The 20,884-nt window shown below is 59.7% G+C and carries 16 protein-coding genes; 9 read left to right on the top strand and 7 right to left on the bottom strand.

From position 1 onward, the window contains the following. Window positions 1-99: 99 nt before the first annotated feature. The 3 genes from V0R60_RS01630 (at window position 100) to V0R60_RS01620 (ending at window position 2,796) form a co-directional block, all read left to right on the top strand. Window positions 100-774: a DUF3313 domain-containing protein gene (locus V0R60_RS01630; RefSeq protein WP_136476152.1), complete on the top strand. Its 675-nt coding sequence runs from the start codon at window positions 100-102 to the stop codon at window positions 772-774. Window positions 775-843: 69 nt separating this feature from the next. Then, window positions 844-2,145, top strand: coding sequence for an OmpP1/FadL family transporter (locus V0R60_RS01625; protein WP_136476153.1), 1,302 nt, complete (start codon window positions 844-846; stop codon window positions 2,143-2,145). 36 nt (window positions 2,146-2,181) lie between these two features. Beyond that, window positions 2,182-2,796: a hypothetical protein gene (locus V0R60_RS01620; protein WP_330078558.1), complete on the top strand. Its 615-nt coding sequence runs from the start codon at window positions 2,182-2,184 to the stop codon at window positions 2,794-2,796. A 15-nt stretch (window positions 2,797-2,811) separates the two neighbouring features. Here V0R60_RS01620 and V0R60_RS01615 read toward each other — a convergent pair whose 3' ends face one another. From V0R60_RS01615 to V0R60_RS01605, 3 genes are all read right to left on the bottom strand, one after another. Further along, window positions 2,812-3,420: a dTMP kinase gene (locus V0R60_RS01615; protein ID WP_330078559.1), complete on the bottom strand. Its 609-nt coding sequence runs from the start codon at window positions 3,418-3,420 to the stop codon at window positions 2,812-2,814. Between the two features lie 128 nt (window positions 3,421-3,548). Continuing rightward, window positions 3,549-6,116, bottom strand: coding sequence for a bifunctional diguanylate cyclase/phosphodiesterase (locus V0R60_RS01610; protein WP_136476156.1), 2,568 nt, complete (start codon window positions 6,114-6,116; stop codon window positions 3,549-3,551). Between the two features lie 96 nt (window positions 6,117-6,212). Next, complete coding sequence (locus V0R60_RS01605; protein WP_330078560.1) at window positions 6,213-6,437, bottom strand: hypothetical protein; 225 nt, start codon at window positions 6,435-6,437, stop codon at window positions 6,213-6,215. A 169-nt stretch (window positions 6,438-6,606) separates the two neighbouring features. Here V0R60_RS01605 and V0R60_RS01600 point away from each other — a divergent pair, with 169 nt between their 5' ends. Then, window positions 6,607-7,059: a short chain dehydrogenase gene (locus tag V0R60_RS01600; RefSeq protein ID WP_330078561.1), complete on the top strand. Its 453-nt coding sequence runs from the start codon at window positions 6,607-6,609 to the stop codon at window positions 7,057-7,059. Window positions 7,060-7,205: 146 nt separating this feature from the next. Here V0R60_RS01600 and V0R60_RS01595 read toward each other — a convergent pair whose 3' ends face one another. From V0R60_RS01595 to V0R60_RS01585, 3 genes are all read right to left on the bottom strand, one after another. Further along, on the bottom strand, window positions 7,206-9,653 hold the full coding sequence (locus V0R60_RS01595) for a TonB-dependent receptor (RefSeq protein ID WP_330078562.1): 2,448 nt from the start codon (window positions 9,651-9,653) through the stop codon (window positions 7,206-7,208). A gap of 76 nt (window positions 9,654-9,729) precedes the next feature. Continuing rightward, window positions 9,730-10,572, bottom strand: coding sequence for a FecR family protein (locus V0R60_RS01590; protein ID WP_136476160.1), 843 nt, complete (start codon window positions 10,570-10,572; stop codon window positions 9,730-9,732). After that, window positions 10,569-11,090 carry an RNA polymerase sigma factor gene (locus tag V0R60_RS01585; RefSeq protein WP_330078563.1) on the bottom strand — a complete coding sequence of 174 codons (522 nt, stop codon included), beginning with the start codon at window positions 11,088-11,090 and terminating at the stop codon, window positions 10,569-10,571. The genes V0R60_RS01590 and V0R60_RS01585 overlap by 4 nt, the downstream gene beginning before the upstream one ends. A 189-nt stretch (window positions 11,091-11,279) precedes the next feature. Between V0R60_RS01585 and V0R60_RS01580 the strand changes: the two genes are divergently transcribed. From V0R60_RS01580 to V0R60_RS01565, 4 genes are all read left to right on the top strand, one after another. Next, on the top strand, window positions 11,280-11,972 hold the full coding sequence (locus tag V0R60_RS01580; RefSeq protein ID WP_330078564.1) for a response regulator transcription factor: 693 nt from the start codon (window positions 11,280-11,282) through the stop codon (window positions 11,970-11,972). Further along, a complete protein-coding gene (locus V0R60_RS01575; RefSeq protein WP_330078565.1) occupies window positions 11,972-13,318 on the top strand; it encodes a HAMP domain-containing sensor histidine kinase in 1,347 nt (448 codons plus the stop codon). Before V0R60_RS01580 ends, V0R60_RS01575 begins: the two co-directional genes overlap by 1 nt. 74 nt (window positions 13,319-13,392) lie before the next feature. Further along, window positions 13,393-15,624 carry a TonB-dependent siderophore receptor gene (locus V0R60_RS01570; RefSeq protein WP_330078566.1) on the top strand — a complete coding sequence of 744 codons (2,232 nt, stop codon included), beginning with the start codon at window positions 13,393-13,395 and terminating at the stop codon, window positions 15,622-15,624. Between the two features lie 65 nt (window positions 15,625-15,689). Then, entirely contained in the window at window positions 15,690-16,586 is an 897-nt protein-coding gene (locus tag V0R60_RS01565) for an alpha/beta hydrolase (RefSeq protein WP_330078567.1), read from the top strand. Between the two features lie 18 nt (window positions 16,587-16,604). Here V0R60_RS01565 and V0R60_RS01560 read toward each other — a convergent pair whose 3' ends face one another. After that, on the bottom strand, window positions 16,605-18,392 hold the full coding sequence (locus tag V0R60_RS01560) for a thiamine pyrophosphate-requiring protein (RefSeq protein WP_330078568.1): 1,788 nt from the start codon (window positions 18,390-18,392) through the stop codon (window positions 16,605-16,607). Window positions 18,393-18,628: 236 nt separating this feature from the next. On the opposite strand from V0R60_RS01560, the gene V0R60_RS01555 reads away from it, so the two are divergent. Continuing rightward, complete coding sequence (locus V0R60_RS01555) at window positions 18,629-20,860, top strand: LTA synthase family protein (protein ID WP_375547249.1); 2,232 nt, start codon at window positions 18,629-18,631, stop codon at window positions 20,858-20,860. Window positions 20,861-20,884 lie beyond the last annotated feature (24 nt).

Genomic DNA, 20,884 nt, shown 5'->3' with positions numbered 1-20,884 from the left:
TTGGGAGATGGCGGCAACTGGAAGGCAGCCGCCCTCTCCCCTGGTCGCTCAAAGTTGCCGTTTCAGGCTTCAACCAGTCAGTTAATTCGGAGCGTTACCATGCAGGCCAAATCACTTGCTGCAGCGTTGTGTGTGTGTTCTTTGGCGCTCTCAGGTTGCGCCAGTAAATATGTTGAACCCGACCAGTATTCCGGTTTTCTCAAGGACTACAGTGCCTTGAAGGAAGAAAAGTCACCGTCTGGTGCAGCGGTTATGCGCTGGATCGAACCAGGTTTGAACGTGAACAAGTTCAGCAGCGTTTATGTCGAGCCAAGCCAGCTTTATCCCAAACCTCAAGCCACTGAAAAAATTCCTGACTCGACCCTCCAAGGCATCACCCAATACTACAATCAGGCCCTACAAACACAATTCTCCAAAGTCCTGCCGCTGGCCAAAGGCCCAGGGCCGGGTGTATTGATCGTGCGCCCCGCGATCACGGCGGTATCTGCCAAGACCAAAGGGCTGCGCCCATACGAAGTGATCCCGATCGCACTGGTGGCTGCAGGCGTCAGTGCTGCAACCGGTATTCGAGACCAAGACACCAGCCTGTCGACTGAAGCCCAGTTCCTCGATGCCAGCAACAACAAGGTCGTTGCCCAAGTGGTACGCAAGGGCGCTGGGGCCGATCTGGACAACTCCGACCAAGTGATGACTGCCAAGGATGCCAGGGCGGTGCTCGATGGCTGGGCGATCGACATCGTCAAATCGTTCGAGCAACTCAAGAGCAAACACTAAGACATGGCCCAACGACCTGCCGACGTCAGCGGCAGGTCGAATTCAATGGATTGACCATGAGGAGGCTTAATGAAGTCAGCCACGTGTGATCTCGACCATGGTGTGCGCCTTACAGGCCTGGCGTTGAGCTTATGTCTGCTGAGCAGCGAAGCAGGGGCTGGAGGCATTCTTATCTACGAGGCAGGCCAGGAGAGCAATGGCCTCGCCAATGCCGGTTCTGCTGCGCTGGCAACCGACCCCAGCGTGTTGATGAGCAACCCTGCGGGCCTCACCGAGTTGCAGGGCACCCAGATCAGCGCCAACGCGCAGGTGATCCTCGGTGACATGCGTTTCTCTCGCGACAGTCGCAACCAGTTCGACGGTAACGAAGGCGGCAACGCGCTCCAGTACCTGCCCGGCGCCAGCCTGTTCATAAGCCACCAGATCGATGAACGCTCGGCAATCGGCTTTGGCATGTACGGCAATTTTGGCCTGGCATTGGATTACGATGATGACTGGGCCGGCCGCTACTTCAACCAGGAGGCGGCGATTATTGGCGTGTCATTGCAACCGACGCTGGCTTACAAGTTTACCGATGACCTGTCCATCGGTATTGGCCCGCGGATCATGGTCGCCTACTACCGTAACGAGATGGCCATCAACAACAACCTGCTGGGGCTGCTGGATCGCCCCGATGGCCAGCTTGAGTACAAGGACACCGACGTCGGCACCGGGGTCAACGTGGGGCTGTTGTACAAACTGAGCGAGCGCACCCAGATTGGCTTCGCCTATACCAGCAAGATCGACCTGGAATTCAAGGACAAGCCTGATGTGGACAAGGTCGACAACCTTATCCTCAATGGCGCACTTGGCCGCTTGGGTACCGACTCGCTGGAGCTGGATATGGCGGTGCCGCAAACCGCGCTGTTCAGTATCGCCCACGACCTCAATGCTCAATGGAAGCTATTGGGCAGTCTCGGCTGGCAGGACTGGAGCGAATTCGGCAACATCGGCGTCGAAGTGGATGCCGATGCCCTGGGCGCCAGTCGCACTGTCGATCGCGAGTACAAAGACACCTGGCATGCCTCTGTCGGTACGCAGTACCAGATCAATCCGCGCCTGCGCTTGAGTTTGGGCCTTGGTTACGACAGTTCTGCGGTGGACGACAAAGACCGCACGGTCGACAACCCTATGGGCGAAGCCTGGCGGTTGGCGACTGGGGTCAACTACCAGATTGACCAGGGCCTGGACTTACACGCCGCGTACACACTGGTCTGGCTTGGTGACATGGACGTGGAGCAAACCAAGGCGCGTTCAGGTACCACATTGTCTGGCACTTATCGCAATGCTGCCCTGCACATTCTCGGTGCCGGGGCTACTTGGCGATTCTAACGCTGACCCTCGTTACACTAGCGTGCAGGAGGCCTCATGTTCAGTTTCATCAAGACCACGATTGCCGGCGGGCTGCTGCTTATTCTGCCGTTGGTATTGATATTCGTCCTTATCGAAAAGGCCATTCACCTGCTCAGCGGTCCCGTACAGAAAGTGGTTCCACTGTTCAGTGGCTTCAGCGTTGCCGGGGTTACCTCAGTGACCCTGGCCACGGTGATACTCCTGGCGCTGTTTTGCTTTCTCGCCGGGTTGCTGGCCAAAACAGCAATAGCAACGCGGACACTCGACACACTTGAAACCCGGCTGCTTGGCAACCTACCGGGTTACCAACTGCTCAAAGACGCTACCGCACGCTTCGCCGGCCTGGACGACATCGAAGGCGCCAAAGTCGGAATGATCAGCGAGGGCGAGGGATATCGTTTTGGTCTGGTGCTGGAAAGTCGCGGTGATTGGCTGCTGATCTACTTGCCTGATGGAGGCCCTGCCGGCGGAACGGCAGGTGAAGTACGTGCGATCCCGAGCTCAGAGGTGCGCCTTACCGACATTCCCTGGTTGTCGCTGATCGCTTGCCTGCGCCGAGGCGGCAGAGGCACCCTGGAGCTGGCAGCGACCCTCCTGGAGGAGGATAAAAGGCAAGCGACGGATGCCTGACTACCACCCGGCGTTTCAAAACAGCCTGTAGATCTCAGAAACCACCTGCATCGTTGCGTCTTCAATTGTCCCTTCATTACGGCATAGCGCCCAGCCGTGATCGCTAACTGCGCGTTCAAACGCCTCGGTACAGGCGATCTGCTCTTCCAGACTATGAATCACCGTACTGCCCAGGCCCCGTGATCGCGCCGCCGCCCTCGCCCACGACACTTCAGGAGCCGTAACAACCCCCACGTGCAGGTCAGGCACTCGCACGTTTCGCGCAAGGTTCAGTTGCAGAATTTTTGCAAACGGCACTAACCGGCGAAACGCGGCATCGGACGGGTACCAGCGGTCGATCAGGATGATGCTGTCCTGTGGCTGTTTGGGCAGTACTTGCTGGGAAATCCAGCGACGACTATCGGCAAAGCGCTCACAGACTTCCAGCTCCAGGTCCTGACTAGGATTTCTCACAAGTTTGTTGACCCGTGCCATTGTTTCACCGCGAAAGGGATCGCTTTTTTTCTCGCACAGTCTGATCACTTTCTTATTGTCGGCCCGCAGTGCTTGGGTTACGGCTTCCAGCAGCGTGGTTTTGCCGGTTCCCTTGGGCCCATCCAGCGAAATAAACAGCGTGCGACTCATTGGACAGATAACGATTGATAGTCGGTTTGACCACGGCTCAAATCAGGTAACAACATCGTGTTTCCTCGTAGATAGTGACCGGCATTCTATCCTTGTCTCTGGCTTACGCGTTTCAAAATAACAAGCGCCTAACCAGAGGACTCGGTCGCGGTGTTCGCCCGTTGGCGACGCATTATCTGCACAAGTACATCGTTGTCCACCGGGCGACTGAGTAGAAAGCCCTGAACTTCATGGCATTGATCATCGTTGAGCAAGGCCAGTTGTTCGGCCGTCTCCACGCCTTCGGCAGTCACCGTCATGCCCATGGCGTTGCCAAGGTTAATGATCGCCTGGACCACGCTGCGATCACTAGCGCTCTTGCCCAATGACTGAACGAAGCGCTTGTCGATCTTGATGCTGTCGAAGGGGTAAGTCCGCAGGTAACCCAGGGAAGAATAGCCGGTACCAAAATCATCCATATTCAGCCTGACACCCAGCTCTTTCAGCGAGTTCATGGTCTGCAAGGCACCTTCGACATCATTGAGCATGACATTCTCAGTAATTTCCAACTCCAGGCGGTGGGCCGGAAGGCCGGTGTGCCGCAAGGCTTCGGCGACATCATGAACCACGTCGCTGCGACTGAACTGGGCTGGCGACATGTTCACCGAGACCATGATCTCCAGCGGCCAGGCCTTGGCCTTGGTGCAGGCTTCGCGTATGACCCAGTTGCCCAGCAGGACAATCAGTTCCGACTCCTCGGCCAAGGCGATGAAGCGATCAGGGGGCAACAGGCCCAGGCGCGGGTGTCGCCAGCGCACCAGCGCTTCCACCGAGGCAACGGTTACGCCATCGACCTTGAAGCGCGGCTGATAGTGCAGCACAAGCTCATCGCGGCCAATGCCCTCCAGCAACTCGTGCTCAAGCGTGCGCTTTTCCACCAGGGCGGCGTTCATCTGCGTGGAGAAGTAGCGCCAGGTGTGCTTGCCTGCACGCTTGGCGCTGTACAAGGCCAGGTCGGCGTAGCGAATCAAGTCACTCGGCGTACCCGGATACTCAGCCGAGAGCACCACGCCCAGGCTGACGCCGACCTGAACCGACTGGCCCTCCGCTAAAATTGGGTTTTGCAGGGTTTCCACCACGCGGGCGCAAAACCGATCCATCTCTTCGTGCTGGCCTGGTCGGGTCAAGACGATGATGAACTCGTCGCCTCCCAAGCGCGCTACCAGATCGCTGTCTCGAGTAACCTGGCCGAGGCGTCTTGCCACCTCAACCAGCACGGCGTCACCGGCCGAATGGCCAAGGCTGTCGTTGATTGGCTTGAAGTTGTCCAGGTCGAGCATGATCACCGCCAAGGCGTGCGGCAAGGCTCCCTGCTCGCCCAGTTCGAGAAAACGAAAAAGTTTGTTGCGGTTTGGCAAACCGGTAAGCGCGTCATGCAACGAAAGGTGTTGGATCTGCGCATGGGCCGCCACTTCATCGGTGATATCGCTGCAAGTGCCGCGAAAACCGGTACACCGGGCGTGATCAACAATCGCCCGTGCCGCAATTCGGCAGATACGCTGCTGGCCGAGTTGATCATGGTACTGGCAGCGCAGGCTGCCCGACGCCTGGCTCGCGGCCAAGCCGTGCAGCCAGTTTTCGATATGGGCGGTGTCGCAGTCGAGCAACTGCGTAATGGGTCGCTGCAACCAGGCATCAATTGGGTGCCCGGTAAGCTCGGCGAAGCGCGCCGAGAGGTAGGTCAGATGCAACTGCGCATCGGTCTCCCAAATCCAGTCGGAGGACGCCTCGGCCACGGCGCGAAAACGCTCTTCGCTGGTTTCCAGTGCGTCTTTGGACACGGCCAGTTGCCGGTGGCTTCGGTCCATGCCGGCGCTCGCGCGTATGCCATAGCGGGCCAGTACCGCGACCAGAAAGCCTATCAGCACCACGGCCAGCGCCAGCGCTGGAACCACAGTGGCAATCAGCTCGCGTCCCGGTTGGGCAATGGTCCATGAAAGTTCATCGCCGCTGCCTTCCAGCGGCAGTGCGCCTTTTGCCTGGCTTGCGCTGCCAGCGGCGCCAACGCCCAGGCCGTCCAGACCGGCACTGCGCCCCAGGGGCTCGAGCACACTCGCTTCGAGCACCCGCACAAACACCAGCACCGCACTGGGCGCAGGTAGATGGTGAGGTAGTGATGGAGGCTGGATGACTGCGGCGGTGAACATCGCCGGTTGGTCGCGAAACTGCATGTAGCCGGCGGTTGCTTGCTGGTTTGCCGCAACTTGTCGAGCCTGGCTGAGGATCTTGCCTGCATCATCGCTGTAGTGTTCGAAGCCCTGACTGCTTAACTGGCCATCCACCATGGCATAGCCGGTGCGCTGATCATCCAGAACGAAAACACCCGCATAGCCGTCGGTGGTATAGAGCGTCGGTCCGACATTGTCAGCCTCGTAGGCCCAGCGCGCATCCGCCTCGCGGCCAAGATGATCATAGGCTGACTGCCAGATGGCATGAGTGAGCAAATAGCTACGCTCGCTCTTCTGTAACTGGGCCATCGCCGATTCAGCATGAAATCGACTTTGCGCTACCTCGCGCTGATCGAGCGAATCGGCGATGCGATAAAACGACACCAGCCCAAGTGTCAGGATCACCATCAACAAGCCGCAAAACGCCAATATCAGGTGTCGAACGACTTGGTTGCGTGTTGACAGGCCATTGCCGGGAAGAGCATCCATTTATTCACCGTAAGCCAGGGTTCCTGAAAATTGACTGCCAAGAAACACGGCACAGTCGCAAGAACCGATGGCCGGCCCCGGCAGTTCCGCTCGTATTCAGCGTCGGGCTTTATCCTCGACTTCGGCGAGATTGCGCTCTATCTCGCGGGTTTCTTCTTCCTTCTCCTTGATCGATGTCGGTGTGATCACTTTGTCCACCGCCTCGGTGTCCGGATCGGGATGCTCAAGCACCGGCCCGCGAACCTGCCCACCTTGCTGAGCTTCTTCTGAAGAAAGCGGCCGAGGCACCTTGTCGTCGTGCTTGGGATCGTTGGGGGTCATGGTGTGCTCCTGTCGCAACGGTGTGTTTTCAGAAGAACCCGCTGGGCCGGGAAAGTTTGATCGGATTACGTGTGCGCTCGCCGAGATTGTTCATCCTTCCGTCCAACTGGGTTGAACCCTGGCCTCAATCGCCCCCTCTATCGCAAAACAACAGCATGGAGATACGGCCGTGATCGATCCAGCCACCGGTATGAAGCCCGGCCAGCGCTACACCATCGAGAGCCGCGAGCGCGCACCTCAGTTCCCCGGTTTTTTTCTCGACGCAAAGTACTACCTGGGCCCAGAACTGCTGACCGCCATAGGTTGGATGGAAGGCCAAAGGTTTCTTTACGACGACATCGATCCTCAAGGGCAGCCGGTGTATCCCGACCGTATCGCCGGCACGATCGAGGACCTCAACTTGACCCTGGCAGACGGCACTCAACTGAAGCTTGAGCAAGTGCACCAGGAAGCTCGGCTCGACACACTGGAGGCGGGTAACCAAACTACCTATGAGTCACCTCGCCCGCTGTCCGTGCGCAAAAGCTCGGTGCCGAAGGCCTGCCTGGTAGGCGGTGCGCTACTGATCGCGGGGCTTTTATATACGCTGGATCGTAAATCTCGTGGCAAGCGCTTGCGCTAGAGGAATGAGCCGGTGGTACTGCGCTGAGATGGGGCGACCTGTACAGCACCGCTAGCAGCGGTAAGGAGTAGCGAACAAGAGCACTGGAGTACATTTGTACTCCAATGCTGTTTGCACCCATCACGCACACTTTCCAGCGCGGGAAACTACCACTGATGCGTATAGCTCGCCGTCAACACCGTCCCCGGTGCAGGCAAGTGACTGGTGTTATTGCTGCTGCGCATCAGTTGGCTGTAGAGCGGGTAGTAATCTCGATTGAACAGGTTCTGCAAACCGACGCTGACCTGATCGTCTGCGCTCAGTTGGTACTGGCTGATCACGTCCACGGTGGTGTAGCTGTCGACCTGGCGGCGGCCGAAGCTGGCGACGCCGTTCAAACGGTAGTCTTCACTGTCGAAGTAGGTGGCCTGTACCCGGTTGCTCCAGTCTTCGTTCGGTTTGAACTGCAGGTAGGCAGTCAGCTTGAGCGGCGGGATGCGGTAGCCGGTCATGTCCTGCCAGTCACCACCGTCCGGCTGCTCCCTGCCCTTCATCCAGGTGAAGGTGCCGCCTGCACCCCAGCGCTCATCAATGGTCAGCCAGTCGGCGCTACCTTCCACGCCGTAGATGCGCTCTTTGGTACGGGTGAGGATCAGGCCGTTGTTGAAGCTTTGTACGTCTCCAAGCTTAGAGGTGGTGTAGAACACCGCCAGCGACGCCAGCGTCTGTTCGCCGACGGCGCCACGCCAGCCCAGTTCGTAATTGTTGGTTTTGACAGGCTCCAGGTTCGAGGCGTCGATGTCGAACCCGCGCCGAGCGTTACGCAACTGCACCCCAATGTCGGGCAATTGGAAGCCTTGGCTGAACGCTGCATAGACTTCCTGCCCGGCCACCGGTGAGTAGGTCACGCTGAAGTTGGACAACACCGAGTCGTAATGAACCTCCCCGCCCTGAACCGTGGCCGGTTGGGCTGCTGTGGACTCCGACAGTGGAATGAAATCATCGTACTCGGCAGTGGCGTATTCGTAACGTACACCGCCTTCCATCGACCATTGATCGTTGAACTTGTGCTGCAGTTGGGCAAAACCACCGAGACTGCGGGTGGTCAGGTCGGGCATGTAGGTCAGCTTGCCAATCTTGTCGAACACTCGGCCACCGCTGGCGTCGTACGCCTGTGGATCGAAGATGTCGATGGGCATGTCGCTGCGTTCCTGGTTGAAGTCAGCGCCCCACAACAACTCGGTATCGCCCTGCTCACCCAGCGGTGTGCGCAAGGTCACGCGGCTGCCGAACACCTCGCTGTTTTGCATCACCTGATCGACATTGCGCCCACGGGTGGCCACGGCCCGGGCGTCGAAAGGTGTGAAGCGGGTGAAGTAGTCGCGGTAGTACAGCTGGGCATTGAGCGAGCCGCCGAGAACATCGGTGTGGCCGTATTCAAGGTTCAACAAAGTGTTCTTGATCTGGTTCTGCTCGTCCAGCGACAAGCCGGACAACGGCCGCGCCGGGACCGTGCCCGCAGGCAAGCGGGCCACGGATGGATCGGAGGTATAGTCGGTGTTCTGGTCAGCGTTGTAGTGGCTGGCCGACAGCTGAATGCGCTGCACATCATCGATGCGCAAACCCAATTTGCCACCGATGTTGTAGGTGTTGGAATCGAACAGATCACCCTGGCTCGGCTCCGGTGCAATGCGGTGCCCCTTGGCGTCATAGGACGCGCCAATGTGCCGGGCGCCGAAGTCCAGGGCATAATCGACCTGGCCCTGGGAGCCTGACAGGTGATGCTGCAACTGACCGCCAAGGCCGTCACTGTCCAGCTGGCTCAGGGGCGATACAGCACTGAGCGTCGTCTGTGCACGCGGCTCTCCTCCGGCTGGGCGGGTAGTGATGGAAATAATCCCGCCGGTGGCCCCCGCACCGTAGATAGCGCTGCTGCCACGGATCACTTCGATGCGCTCGATCAGGGCCGGGTCGATGTTTGCCAGGTTGCGTGAGGAGTCGCGGTTGGTATTGAGCGGTACGCCGTCGACCAGCACCAGCATCGTCCGTCCGCGCAGAGTTTGACCGTAATCGGTGATGGTCCGGCTGGAGTCGGACATGCCGGGAATACTTTTGGCCAGCAAGGTCGCCAGGCCATCGGAGCCTTGGCGAAGTTGCTCAAGCTGCTCGCGCTCGATGACATTGACTTGTCGGGCTTGAGGCACCAGGTCGCTGTTGAGCCGCGACGAGCTGATTTCGAGGCTCGCCAGCTCCACCGCAGCGGCTTCGGCAGTGGAAGACTGGGGTGCCTGTGCAGGCGTGCCCGGCAACACCAGATAGGTGTGTTCGTCACGCTCCTGCGCGGTCAACCCGCTCTTGCCCAACAGTCGATCAAGCGCCTCCTGCAAGGTGTAGCGGCCTTGCAGTGCAGGCGCTTGCTTGCCAGCGGTGATGTCGCTGGCGAACAGAATCTGTGCCGACGACTGCCGGGCCACGGCATTCAGGGATTTCTCCAGCGATGCGGCTGGAATATCAAAATCGACCGGTGCCGACTGCGCCAACGACCATTGGCTGAGCAGCAAGCTGCTGGCCAGCAAAGACAGGCGCACAGGCGCACGCAGGAGGGGCTGACTCACGTTGTTATTCTCCACGGATTAAGTTTGCATGGAGATAGCCGCCAGCAGCGCCACGCAACCCTACCCCGGTCGACGATTATTTTTTTGTGTCGCGGGATTTGATCAGCACCGCTCCATCGGCCGCGTTGGAAACAGTCACCGGCAAGATGCCCGGCAACAGTGCCAGCAAGCGCTCGACATGATCGCTATCAAACACACCGGAAACCGGTAATCGCGCCAGGTGCTGGTTCATGAGCACGATGGGCTGAGGGTGATAGCGCTGGAGCGTGGCGATGACGTCGGCCAGCGGTGTGCTTTCAAACACCAGGCGGCTGTCTTTCCAGGCGCTGACATCATCGACGTTGACCTGCAGCACCTGTCCGGCAATACCGTTGCGAACGCGCAATTGCTGGCCCGGCTCGAGCCGCGCCACGGCATCGTTGGCGGTGCCGCGAACGGCTACCTTGCCTTCGAGCACAGTGACCTGCACATCCTGTTCGTTTCGATTGACGTTGAACCGGGTACCCACCACACGCACCATTGCCGACCCCGCATCGATCAGAAACGGGCGGTACACCCTCGGCGAAACCTCAAACAGCGCCTGGCCTTTCTCCAACACCACCTGACGACTGCGCAGGTGCCAACTGACCGTCATTTGACTGTCGCTGTCGAGCAAGACTGTACTGCCATCGGCCAACTGCAGGGGTTGACGCTGGCCGACCAGGCTGACGACATGTTGGCTCTGGTACGCAGGATCGAGCCAAACCAACCCGGTAACGATTGCCAACAAGACCAGGCCCGCCACTTTTGCAGTGGCGCGCTTGTTCTTCGGCGGCGTGGGTGCAGGCAGCGGAAAACGCGCCTTGAGGGCATCCCGATAACGGGCGATAGCCTCGTCTTCCTGGCTGAAATCCTTGGCATTGCGCGGGGTACGGCTCATGACAATACCTCGGCACCCAGATGTTCGCGGCAAGCGCTCATGCCCTGGCGCAGGTGCTTTTCTACGGTTTTCAGGGAAATGCCCATGCGCTTGGCAACTTCAGCCTGCGGCAGTTCGTACACTTTGTGCATGACGAAGACCATCTGGCAACGCGGCGGTAGCGCGGCAATTGCCGCAGTCAACAGCTCCAACGCCCTGGCGCTTTCAAGATGGCGCTGCTGGCTCGGTGCAGTGCTGGCCACTTCCGGCAGCTCTGGAACCGCCACCACCCAGGCTTCGCGCCGACGATCACTGCGATAGCGAGTACTGGCCGTGTCATGGGCGATTTTGCGCAGTAATGCCAAGGGCGTGCGCACACCTTGTTTTTCATCCCCTTCGAGCAACTGCACACACACATCGTGGACAACCTCGCGGGCAAAGACCCGTTCGCCAAAACGGCGGCGAACATGCTCCACCAACTCGTCGTAATGCCGAACCAAGGTGGCCAGGAGGGTGAGTTTAGGCGGTTCGGCTTGCACGATGACCTACGCGAATAAATACGGATGCCAGGGAGGTAGGCGCGTCCCCGCAGTATAAATGCGAATACTTTACATTTAAAGCAATTCTGCTGACGGCTGTTGAAAAGGACTTAGTCGTCGACATTGCCATCACCCCACCGGCAGTGAGACCATTCGTATTTGTAATCAATTCTCATCAAGGACTGTTCCGTGTCCCCCAACCTGCTTCTCGCTGAAGACGATCCGCGCCTGCGCCACGACCTGGAGCAACACTTCCAGGGTCGAGGCTTTACCGTCACCGCGTGCGAGAACGGCACCCTGGCCCTGGACGCGCTGCGCCAAGGTGGTTTTGATTTGCTGTTGTTGGACATCATGATGCCCGGTGTCGATGGCCTCAGCCTGTTGGACGAACTGCGTCGCCATCAGGTTGTACCTGTCATGTTGATGTCGGCGTTGGGTGCCGAGCAGGACCGGATCAGTGGCTTCACTCGCGGTGCCGACGATTATCTGCCCAAACCCTTCAGCCTTGCCGAGCTCGATGCCCGCGTCGATGCATTGTTACGCCGTGTGGTCCTCGACCGCCGCCACGCCGAGGCCCCGAGCGACGATGAGTTGACCCTCGATCAGTACGCCCAGGATGTTGTTCACCAAGGTCGCAGCGCCGGCCTGACCGGCTCCGAATATCGCTTGCTGGCGACCTTGCGTGCCCACCCTGGCGAAGCCCTGAGCAAAGCTTTCCTTTATCAGACAGTGCTCCACCGCGCCTTCACTCGCCTGGATCGTGGCCTCGACGTGCATGTGTGCAACCTGCGGCGCAAGCTCGCGCAAATTGGAGCACAACACTTGCAGATCCAGGCAGTGCGCAACCAGGGCTACATCTTGGTAGAAACGGAAGCGCGCTGATGCGTCGTCATCCTCTGCTGTGGAAATTGGCCCTGCTACAAGTCGGCTTTTGCCTGCTGCTCACCTGGCTGATCTGGACCTGGGGTTTGTCGGTAGAACGCAGCACCTACTTCCTCAGTCCCGATGACCAGCAGTACCTGGCGCGCTACGCGCAGCAAGCCGAAGCCGCCTGGGAAAAAGATGGCGCGAGCGGGGCCGAAGCTTACCGCCAACAACTGCAGCGCGCTGAAGACACCTGGGTGGCGTTGGTGGGACCGCGCCTGGAGAGCCTCGGCACTACGCCCTTGAGCGCCAATGAAGCTGGTCGTCTTACCTTCATGCGCAAGCTCGATTGGCCTATGAGTCGTCGCCTGCAGGATGAGTTACCCTACGTCAGCATCGAGTTTCCCGAACACCCTGAAAACGGTCGCCTGGTCATTCAGTTACCCGAACACATGCTGCCTACCGGCCTGACCCCATGGACGCACATCATTACCCATGGCGTGGCGCCCACCCTGCTCGCCTTGCTCCTGGGCCTGGCGCTGTATCGACAATTGGTAGTGCCGTTGAATCGCCTGCGCGACCGCGCCGACGCCTTGCGCGCCGATGACCTGCAAAGCCCCGGCCTGCCGCTGCAAGAGCGGCGCGACGAGTTGGGCGAACTGGCCCAGGCCTTCGAGCACATGGCCGCACGCCTGCGCCAGAGCCTGGAACAACAGCGCCTGCTGTTGCGTACCTTGTCCCACGAATTGCGCACACCACTGGCGCGCCTACGCATCGCTCACGACAGCAACCTGGCGCCCGAGCAACTGCGCGAGCGCCTGGGGCGTGAAGTAGACGACATGCAGAAGCTCTTGGTCGACACCCTCGACCTCGCCTGGATGGACACTGAGCACCCACGATTACCGACCGAACCGGTGCTTGTACTCTCGGTATGGGAAGCCCTGTGCGAGGACGCCTGTTTCGAAAGCGGCTGGTCACACGCGCGGTTACCTAGCACCCTCGGGACCGACTGCGAGGTGCAAGCGCATTTGGACAGTTTGGCCCAAGCCATGGAGAACCTTCTGCGCAATGCCATCCGTCACTCGCCCCCTGAAGGCGAGATCAGCCTTGAGGGCTGGCGCGAGGGCGATCACTGGCATCTGCGCCTGCGCGACCATGGGCCTGGCGTCCCGGAGGCACAACTGGAGCATATTTTCAGTCCCTACCAGCGTTTGCCCGGCAGCGGCGCTGGCTTTGGCCTGGGTTTGGCGATTGCTCGACGCGCCATCGAACTGCAAGGCGGTCGCCTATGGGCCAGTAACGCCCAACCGGGCCTGTGCCTGCATATCCTGTTGCCGGCAAGCGCCAAGTGTTTAGAAAGTTAATGCGCTTTACTCTCATTTAAGAGTGCTTATCATCTGCGATCTCTTACTTCCGCTCGATGTTCCGGAGATCGATGATGTCGTCCCGTCCGCTGTCCCTCGCCCCGTTCCTGCTGTTGACCAGTTGTCTGTTAGCCAATGCCGTGCAAGCTGCCATCACCGAGCCAGAGCCCATAGAACTGGAAAGCCAGACCGTGGTGGCGACCGCACTGGAAGAGAACAAGCAGGCCCCCGGCGTCTCGATCATCACGGCTGAAGACATCAAGAAGCGCCCGCCGGCCAATGACCTGTCACAGATCATCCGCACCATGCCCGGGGTCAATCTGACCGGCAACTCGACCAGTGGCCAGCGCGGCAACAACCGCCAGATCGACATCCGCGGCATGGGCCCGGAAAACACTTTGATCCTGGTCGATGGCAAGCCGGTCAGCAGCCGCAGTTCGGTGCGCTATGGATGGCGTGGCGAGCGCGACTCACGTGGCGACACCAACTGGGTACCCGCCGACCAGGTTGAACGCATTGAAGTGATTCGTGGCCCCGCTGCCGCGCGCTACGGTTCCGGGGCGATGGGGGGTGTGGTCAACATCATCACCAAACAGGCCTCGACCCAGACCCACGGCAACGCCACCGTGTACCAGAATTTTCCCCAGCACGGCGATGAAGGCGCGAGCAAACGTGTGAGCTTCGGCCTCAATGGCCCCCTGACCGATAACCTCAGCTATCGGGTGTATGGCAACGTGGCCAAGACCGATGCAGATGACTGGGACATCAACCAGGGTCACGAGTCGCTGCGTACCGGCAAACAGGCCGGCACCCTGCCCGCAGGCCGTGAAGGCGTGCGTAACAAAGACCTCAATGGCCAACTCACCTGGCGCCTCAGCCCGGAGCAGAGCTTGGCATTTGAGGCAGGGTTCAGCCGCCAGGGCAACATCTATACCGGCGACACCCAGAACACCAACTCCAATGCCAACGTCAAAAGCATGCTGGGTAAGGAAACCAATCGCATGTACCGCGAGAGCTACGCCCTCACCCATAACGGCGACTGGGATTTCGGCAGCTCCATGGCGTATCTGCAGTATGAAAAAACCCGCAACTCGCGGATCAACGAAGGCCTGGCCGGTGGCACCGAGGGCATCTTCAGCAGCACCGACTTCTACACCTCGACCCTGCGTGACATTACCGCCCACGGCGAACTGAACCTGCCGCTCAACGCCTGGCGCGACCAGACACTGACCCTCGGGGCCGAGTGGAGCCAGCAGAAACTCGATGATCCGAGTGCCAACACCCAGTCCACCAGCGAAGGCGGCGCGGTTGGCGGCTTGACCAGCGCGGGCCGCGACACCACCTCGCAGGCGCAAATCGTCTCGTTGTTCGTCGAAGACAACATCGAGCTGATGCCCGGCACCATGCTCACCCCTGCCCTGCGCTTCGATCATCACAGCATCGTCGGCGACAACTGGAGTCCTTCGCTCAACCTGTCGCACGCCTTGACCAACACCATCACCCTCAAGGCCGGCATCGCACGCGCCTACAAAGCCCCGAACCTGTATCAACTCAACCCCGACTACTTGCTCTACAGTCGTGGCCAGGGCTGCTATGGCCAGAGCACCAGTTGTTACTTGCAAGGCAATGAAAACCTCGATGCCGAAACCAGCGTCAATAAAGAACTGGGCATCGAGTTCAAGAACAACGGTTGGGTGGCCGGGCTCACTTACTTTCGCAACGACTACAAGAACAAGATCGACTCTGGCCAGAGTCCGATCGGCAATGCCTCAGGTGGCAGTGGCAGTTACGCCAACGCGGCGATCTATCAGTGGGAAAACATTCCCAAGGCCCTGGTCGAGGGTCTGGAAGGCAACCTGACCATTCCACTGAGCGAGCAGCTGACTTGGAGCAACAACCTGACCTACATGCTGCAGTCGAAGAACAAATCTACCGGCGAGACCCTCTCGGTAACCCCGGACTACACCCTGAACTCGATGCTCGACTGGCAGGCCAACGACGACCTCTCGCTGCAACTGAGCGTGGCCTGGTACGGCAAGCAGACACCGAAAAAATACGACTATCATGGTGATCGCGTCACCGGCAGCGCCAACGATCAGCTCTCGCCCTACGCGCTGGTTGGCATCAGCGGTACGTATGCCATCAGCAAGAACCTCAGCCTGACCACCGGCTTGGACAATCTGCTCGACAAACGCCTGTACCGCGCCGGTAACGCCCAGGGCGTGGCCGGCATCGAAGGTGCGGGGGCCGCCACCTATAACGAACCTGGCCGTACCTTCTACACTAGCCTGACCGCGTCCTTCTGATGGCCGCCGGCCGCTGGGTTCGAACCAGCGGCCGCTTTGCCCGCAAGCAATATCGAGACCGCCTGATGAACAAGACCACCCTGACCGTGGCACTGGCTCTGATTCTTGCAGCGCCCGGCGTCGCCCTGGCGCAGCCGCTGCGGGAGCAGAAGATGGACACCCGCCTCCTGCAGCAGCAGGATCTGGCGTATTTTTTCACCACCCTCACCCTCGACTCTGTCGATGGCAAGCGCCATTACCAGCTATGGGTGGGTCGGCCCGACCGCCCGGCACCTGCTGCCGGTTACCCGGTGCTGTGGATGCTCGATGGCAACGCTGCCATCGGCGCGCTGAACGACGAGCAACTACACAAGCTCGCCGAAGGCCAGGCCCCGCTGCTGGTTGCCGTTGGCTACCAGACTGACCAGCGTATAGAGCGCAGTTCACGCACCTACGACTACACCCCACGTTTACCTGGCCAGCGCTCGCAGCGTGACCCGCTGACGGGTCAGCCCAGCGGTGGCGTCGATGAGTTCTTCGACCTGCTCGACACGCGCATGCGCCCGATGGTTGCCAACGTCGCGCCTATCGACAAGCGCCGACAAACCCTATGGGGCCACTCCTACGGAGGGTTGGCCGTGCTCCACGCGCTGTTCACCCGCCCTACCGAGTTCAGCCGATACGCAGCCGCCAGCCCTTCGCTGTGGTGGCATGACGGCGTGATCCTGGGTGAAACCGCGGGCTTGCAGGAGCGCTTGGGCGACAATCATGCGCAACTGCTATTGATGCGCGGCACCGATGAGCCTTCGCAGCCGCGAGGCCCCACAAAAGCCGATGCCGAGCGGCCTGCCCGCGAGCTGAGTGCAGACTTGGCGAACGTGCCAAGGCTGCAGGTGACGTTCAAGCGTTTTGAAGGGTTGGGCCACGGGCCAATGCTGCCAGCTTCGCTGCAATGGGTGATCGAGGGCATGTCGAAAATGTGAGGCCTGTACCTGAGCCCCTCATTTTTTATGCGGCAGGACCGCCCCCAGCACCTGCTTGGCCGTTTGCAGCAGTATTCCGGACTGGTCCGGATCGCCCTTGAGCAAGGTGGTGGCGAATTTCTTCGCTTGATCGAGGCTAATGTGCGGCGGCAACGGTGGCACATTGGGGTCGGTCTTGAATTCGATCAATACCGGAACCTCGGAGGCCAATGCCTGCTCCCAGGCGGCGGCCACATCCTCTTCCCGGTCGACAAAGATGCCTTTGAGGCCGATGGAGATGGCGAACAGGTGGTAGGGAACATCCGGAATGTTCTGCGATGCTTCGAACTTCGGATCACCCTCCATTACCCGTTGCTCCCAGGTGACCTGATTGAGATCTTCGTTGTTGAAGACCGCGCAGATCCACTTGGGGCTTTGCCACTGCCGCCAGTATTTGGCGACGGTGATCAGCTCGGCCATATTGTTCATCTGCATCGCCCCGTCGCCTACCAGGGCAATCACCGACCGCTGTGGGAAGGCGAATTTAGCCGCAATCGCGTAGGGCACCGCCGCGCCCATCGAGGCCAGGCCGCCGGACAGCGAACACTGCATGCCACGGCGAATTTTCAGGTCACGGGCGAACCAATTGGCACATGAACCGGAATCACTGGTGATGATCGCCTGCTCGGGCAGGCGCGGCGAAAGCTCGAAAACGACGCGTTGCGGGTTGATCGGCTCGGCTTTGACCATGGCACGCTTTTCCAGGGTCTTTTCCCACCTGCTGCGCCAGCCTTCAACGCTCTTCTGCCACTTGCGCGAGGTTTTCTGCGTAAGCAATGGCAACAATGCCGCAAGTGTCTCACCGGCATCACCCTGCAGATTGACCTCCATCGGGTAACGCAAGCTGAGCATGTCGGGCTGTAAATCGATCTGCACCCCACGCGCCTGGCCTTCCTTGGGCAAAAATTCGGCGTACGGAAACCCGGACCCGATCATCAGCAAGGTGTCGCATTCGGCCATAAGCTTGTAGCTGGGTTCGGTACCCAGCAAACCAATGGTCCCCGTGACCCACGGCAAGTCATCAGGAAGAGCTGCCTTGCCCAACAGGGCCTTGGCCACCCCGGCGCCGAGCTTCTGTGCCACGGCGATAACCTCGTCAGTCGCCTGCAAGGCCCCGGCACCCACCAGAATCGCGACCTTCTCGCCAGCGTTCAAGACATCGGCCGCACGCTGTAGATCTGCTTCATAAGGCAAGACTTTCGGCTTGCAATAGCCGACCCCGGAATGTGCCGTACCATGCGCTCTAGCCGGCGCCTCATAGTCGATATCCTGCAGGTCGTTTGGCAGGATGAGCGCGGTAACACGGCGCTCACCCACCGCTGTACGCACTGCACGATCGAGCAGATGGCGGACCTGGGACGGCGCCGACGCCTGTTGCACGAACGCCCCGGCAACATCCTTGAACATCGAGACCAGGTCCAGCTCCTGCTGATAATGGCTGCCCAGTGCAGTACGTGCCTGCTGGCCGACAATCGCCAGGACCGGCATATGGTCCAGCCGCGCGTCATACAGCCCGGTGATCAGGTGTGAAGCACCCGGCCCAGAAGTGGCGATACACACGCCCAGCTCGCCGGTGAACTTGGCGTGCGCCGAGGCCATGAACGCGGCCATCTCTTCATGCCGGGCCTGAATGAATTCAATCTTGCCCCGGGCCCTGCTCAGCGCGCCAAACACCCCGTTGATACCATCGCCCGGATAACCAAAAATCCGCGTTACCCCCCACTGGCTGAGTCGTTCAACCAGAAAATCACCCACCGTCATCGTCATCTCGACTTCACCTCTTGGCGCTGAACACAGCTTGCTCGGCAGTGCAGGCTGCCGAGACGTGTAAAGGTCTGGACATTCCGGCAAGCGCTGAAGTTCGCAGAAATTGCGTCGCGTATTAGCTCAAATCGATGGCTAAAACCGAGGTTCAACCCAGCTCGATCCTATGTACGCTGGTCAATCTCCCAGCCAGACTGCGCCACGCCTGATACCATCCAGCATACGGATATGAATATTTAATGAATGGAAGGCCTTTTTTTGTGAGCATCATCCGCCACGTGCTTCGGCAACCTTACGCACACCTCGCGGCTCTGGTCGGTCTGGTATTGGTCGTGCCACTGTGCCAGCGTGCCGCTTTTGGCTGGTCGAACCCATTGGGCTACCTTTCTGACGTCGGCATCGCCAGCCTGCTCGTCATGCTCGTGTATCGTCGACCTTTGTGGCTGGCACTCCCACTGTTGCTGGCCTGGTCTTTGCTGACCGTGGCAACGGCCGAACTGGTCAGCGCGGTTGGCCGGCTGCCGAACGCCTCAGATCTGCATTACCTGATCGACCCTCAATTCGTCGGCAATTCCACCGGTGGTGGTTTTGCCCATCCGTGGCTTGGTGCAAGCTTGCTGTGCGGTTTGATGCTCTGGTTGCTGACTTATCGGATGAGTCGTGCCAGCCGCGCCAAGCCCTTGCCACGCAGCGTGTGGGCTGCACCGCTGGTGTTGCTGTCAGCGCATTGGGGCGCCCAGCACCTTTACTCTACCGACGCGGACCAATGGCGCCTGTACAACTTGCCGCATCAATTGGTGATGACGGGCATTGGCGAGGTGCAGATGAGGACGGAGGAATGGCTGGAAGATGACCACTCCGAAATCACCCCGCCAATGGCCGGGCTCACCCAACTGGATCTCGACGGACAGAAACTGCTCGCCACCCCCGGCCGCGCGCGCAACGTGCTGATCATCGCCCTGGAGGGCATCCCCGGCGCCTACATCAAGACCAATCGCGACGCCTTGAACAGCAGCTATCAAGAAAACCTCATGCCCAACTTAAGCCGCTGGGCAGAACGTGGCATGAATACACCCGACTATGTGCTGCATAGCCATCAGACCATTCGTGGCCTGTACGCGATGCTCTGCGGTGATTACGACAAGCTGGACAATGGCACGCCCAAGGGCATCGAGCTATTGGTGCAAAGCGAACGAAATCAGGCATGCCTGCCTGCACAGTTGCGCAATAACGGTTTCTCCACCCACTTCCTCCAGGGTGCCGGCCTGCGTTTCATGGCCAAAGACAAAATCATGCCGCACATCGGCTTCGATGCCACCAACGGCCTGGACTGGTTCACCAACAGCAATTACCTGGAATTTCCCTGGGGTAAGGACGACAAGGCCTTTTTCGAAGGTGCGCTCGGCTACGTTGGCCAGTTGAAGAAGCAGAAAAAGCCGTGGATGTTGACCCTGTTGACCGTTGGCACCCACCAACCCTACTCGGCGCCCGAAGAGTATCTGCAGCGCTATGACACGCCCAAGCAAGCGGCGGTTGCCTACCTGGACGATGCCCTTGGGCAGTTCCTCAGTGCGCTGCAAGCCAAAGGCGTTTTCAAGGACACCCTGGTAGTGATTACCTCGGATGAATCCCACGGCATAGACGGCGTGCGCCTGGCCTCCTCTTGGGGCTTCAACTTGACGTTGGCGCCGGAGCAGGAGCAGTTGCCGCGGATAAAATCCGGCGTCTATGGCCACGTCGACCTGGCGGCGTCGGTACTGGATTATTTTGCCCTGTCGGTGCCTCCCATCCTCAGTGGACGCTCCCTGTTCCGTGACTATCAAACACCCCGTGAGATCATGTCGTACACCAACGGTATGTTGCGCTACCACGATGGCCGCGGCACCTTCACCGAATGCGACTTCCAGCAGCGCTGCCGGAACTTCGCCAGCGAAGGCTTCATCGCCGAGCGCGCAAACCTGATCGACCAGTATCGCGGCAGGCGCGCCCGTGAAGTCAGTGCCAGGGCGACGGCGCTGGATCAATCGCTGCTCAGAACGCCGTTGAACCAGCACTACCAGTTTGGCAGCCCGGCAATTATCCCGTTGCAGGCGCAGATCAAAGATGATTGGGCAGACAACCTGATCGGCGCCCAGTACCTGGAGATGCCCAAAGGCTCCCTCACACGTGTGCGCCTGACGATCCGCTCGGTGGACCCGCAATACAACGCCCATATCCTGCTCAAGGCCAAAGAGCTCGAACAGGACGTGCAACTGGGGCTACCGGGAGAAATGTTGGTTACCGCAGACCAGCCATTGAACATGGAATTCCAGTTCGGCAATCCGCAGGCACGCAAGGCCTTTTCCTTCCACCTGCTGGGCTATGGCCTTGGCGCGGTCGAGGTCAGTGACTTCAGCGTAATTACCGAGCCCTCCGAAGAAGGCGAAGCGCTGCAGGTCGAGCCGAGTGAAAGCGTTGTTCAATCCGGTTGATAGCGCCATGCCCTCGCTGAGGTT

It is taken from the genome of Pseudomonas auratipiscis, assembly GCF_036324085.1.
Taxonomy (GTDB): domain Bacteria; phylum Pseudomonadota; class Gammaproteobacteria; order Pseudomonadales; family Pseudomonadaceae; genus Aquipseudomonas; species Aquipseudomonas auratipiscis.
This window is presented reverse-complemented; position numbering and strand designations above follow the sequence as displayed.

Coding starts and splice junctions, on each gene's coding strand:
- V0R60_RS01610 (WP_136476156.1), bottom strand. CDS start 6,116: ATGGATGCTCTTCCCGGCAATGGCCTGTCAACACGCAACCAAGTCGTT.
- V0R60_RS01565 (WP_330078567.1), top strand. CDS start 15,690: ATGAACAAGACCACCCTGACCGTGGCACTGGCTCTGATTCTTGCAGCG.
- V0R60_RS01560 (WP_330078568.1), bottom strand. CDS start 18,392: ATGACGATGACGGTGGGTGATTTTCTGGTTGAACGACTCAGCCAGTGG.
- V0R60_RS01605 (WP_330078560.1), bottom strand. CDS start 6,437: ATGACCCCCAACGATCCCAAGCACGACGACAAGGTGCCTCGGCCGCTT.
- V0R60_RS01625 (WP_136476153.1), top strand. CDS start 844: ATGAAGTCAGCCACGTGTGATCTCGACCATGGTGTGCGCCTTACAGGC.
- V0R60_RS01615 (WP_330078559.1), bottom strand. CDS start 3,420: ATGAGTCGCACGCTGTTTATTTCGCTGGATGGGCCCAAGGGAACCGGC.
- V0R60_RS01620 (WP_330078558.1), top strand. CDS start 2,182: ATGTTCAGTTTCATCAAGACCACGATTGCCGGCGGGCTGCTGCTTATT.
- V0R60_RS01555 (WP_375547249.1), top strand. CDS start 18,629: ATGAATGGAAGGCCTTTTTTTGTGAGCATCATCCGCCACGTGCTTCGG.
- V0R60_RS01630 (WP_136476152.1), top strand. CDS start 100: ATGCAGGCCAAATCACTTGCTGCAGCGTTGTGTGTGTGTTCTTTGGCG.
- V0R60_RS01590 (WP_136476160.1), bottom strand. CDS start 10,572: ATGAGCCGTACCCCGCGCAATGCCAAGGATTTCAGCCAGGAAGACGAG.
- V0R60_RS01570 (WP_330078566.1), top strand. CDS start 13,393: ATGTCGTCCCGTCCGCTGTCCCTCGCCCCGTTCCTGCTGTTGACCAGT.
- V0R60_RS01575 (WP_330078565.1), top strand. CDS start 11,972: ATGCGTCGTCATCCTCTGCTGTGGAAATTGGCCCTGCTACAAGTCGGC.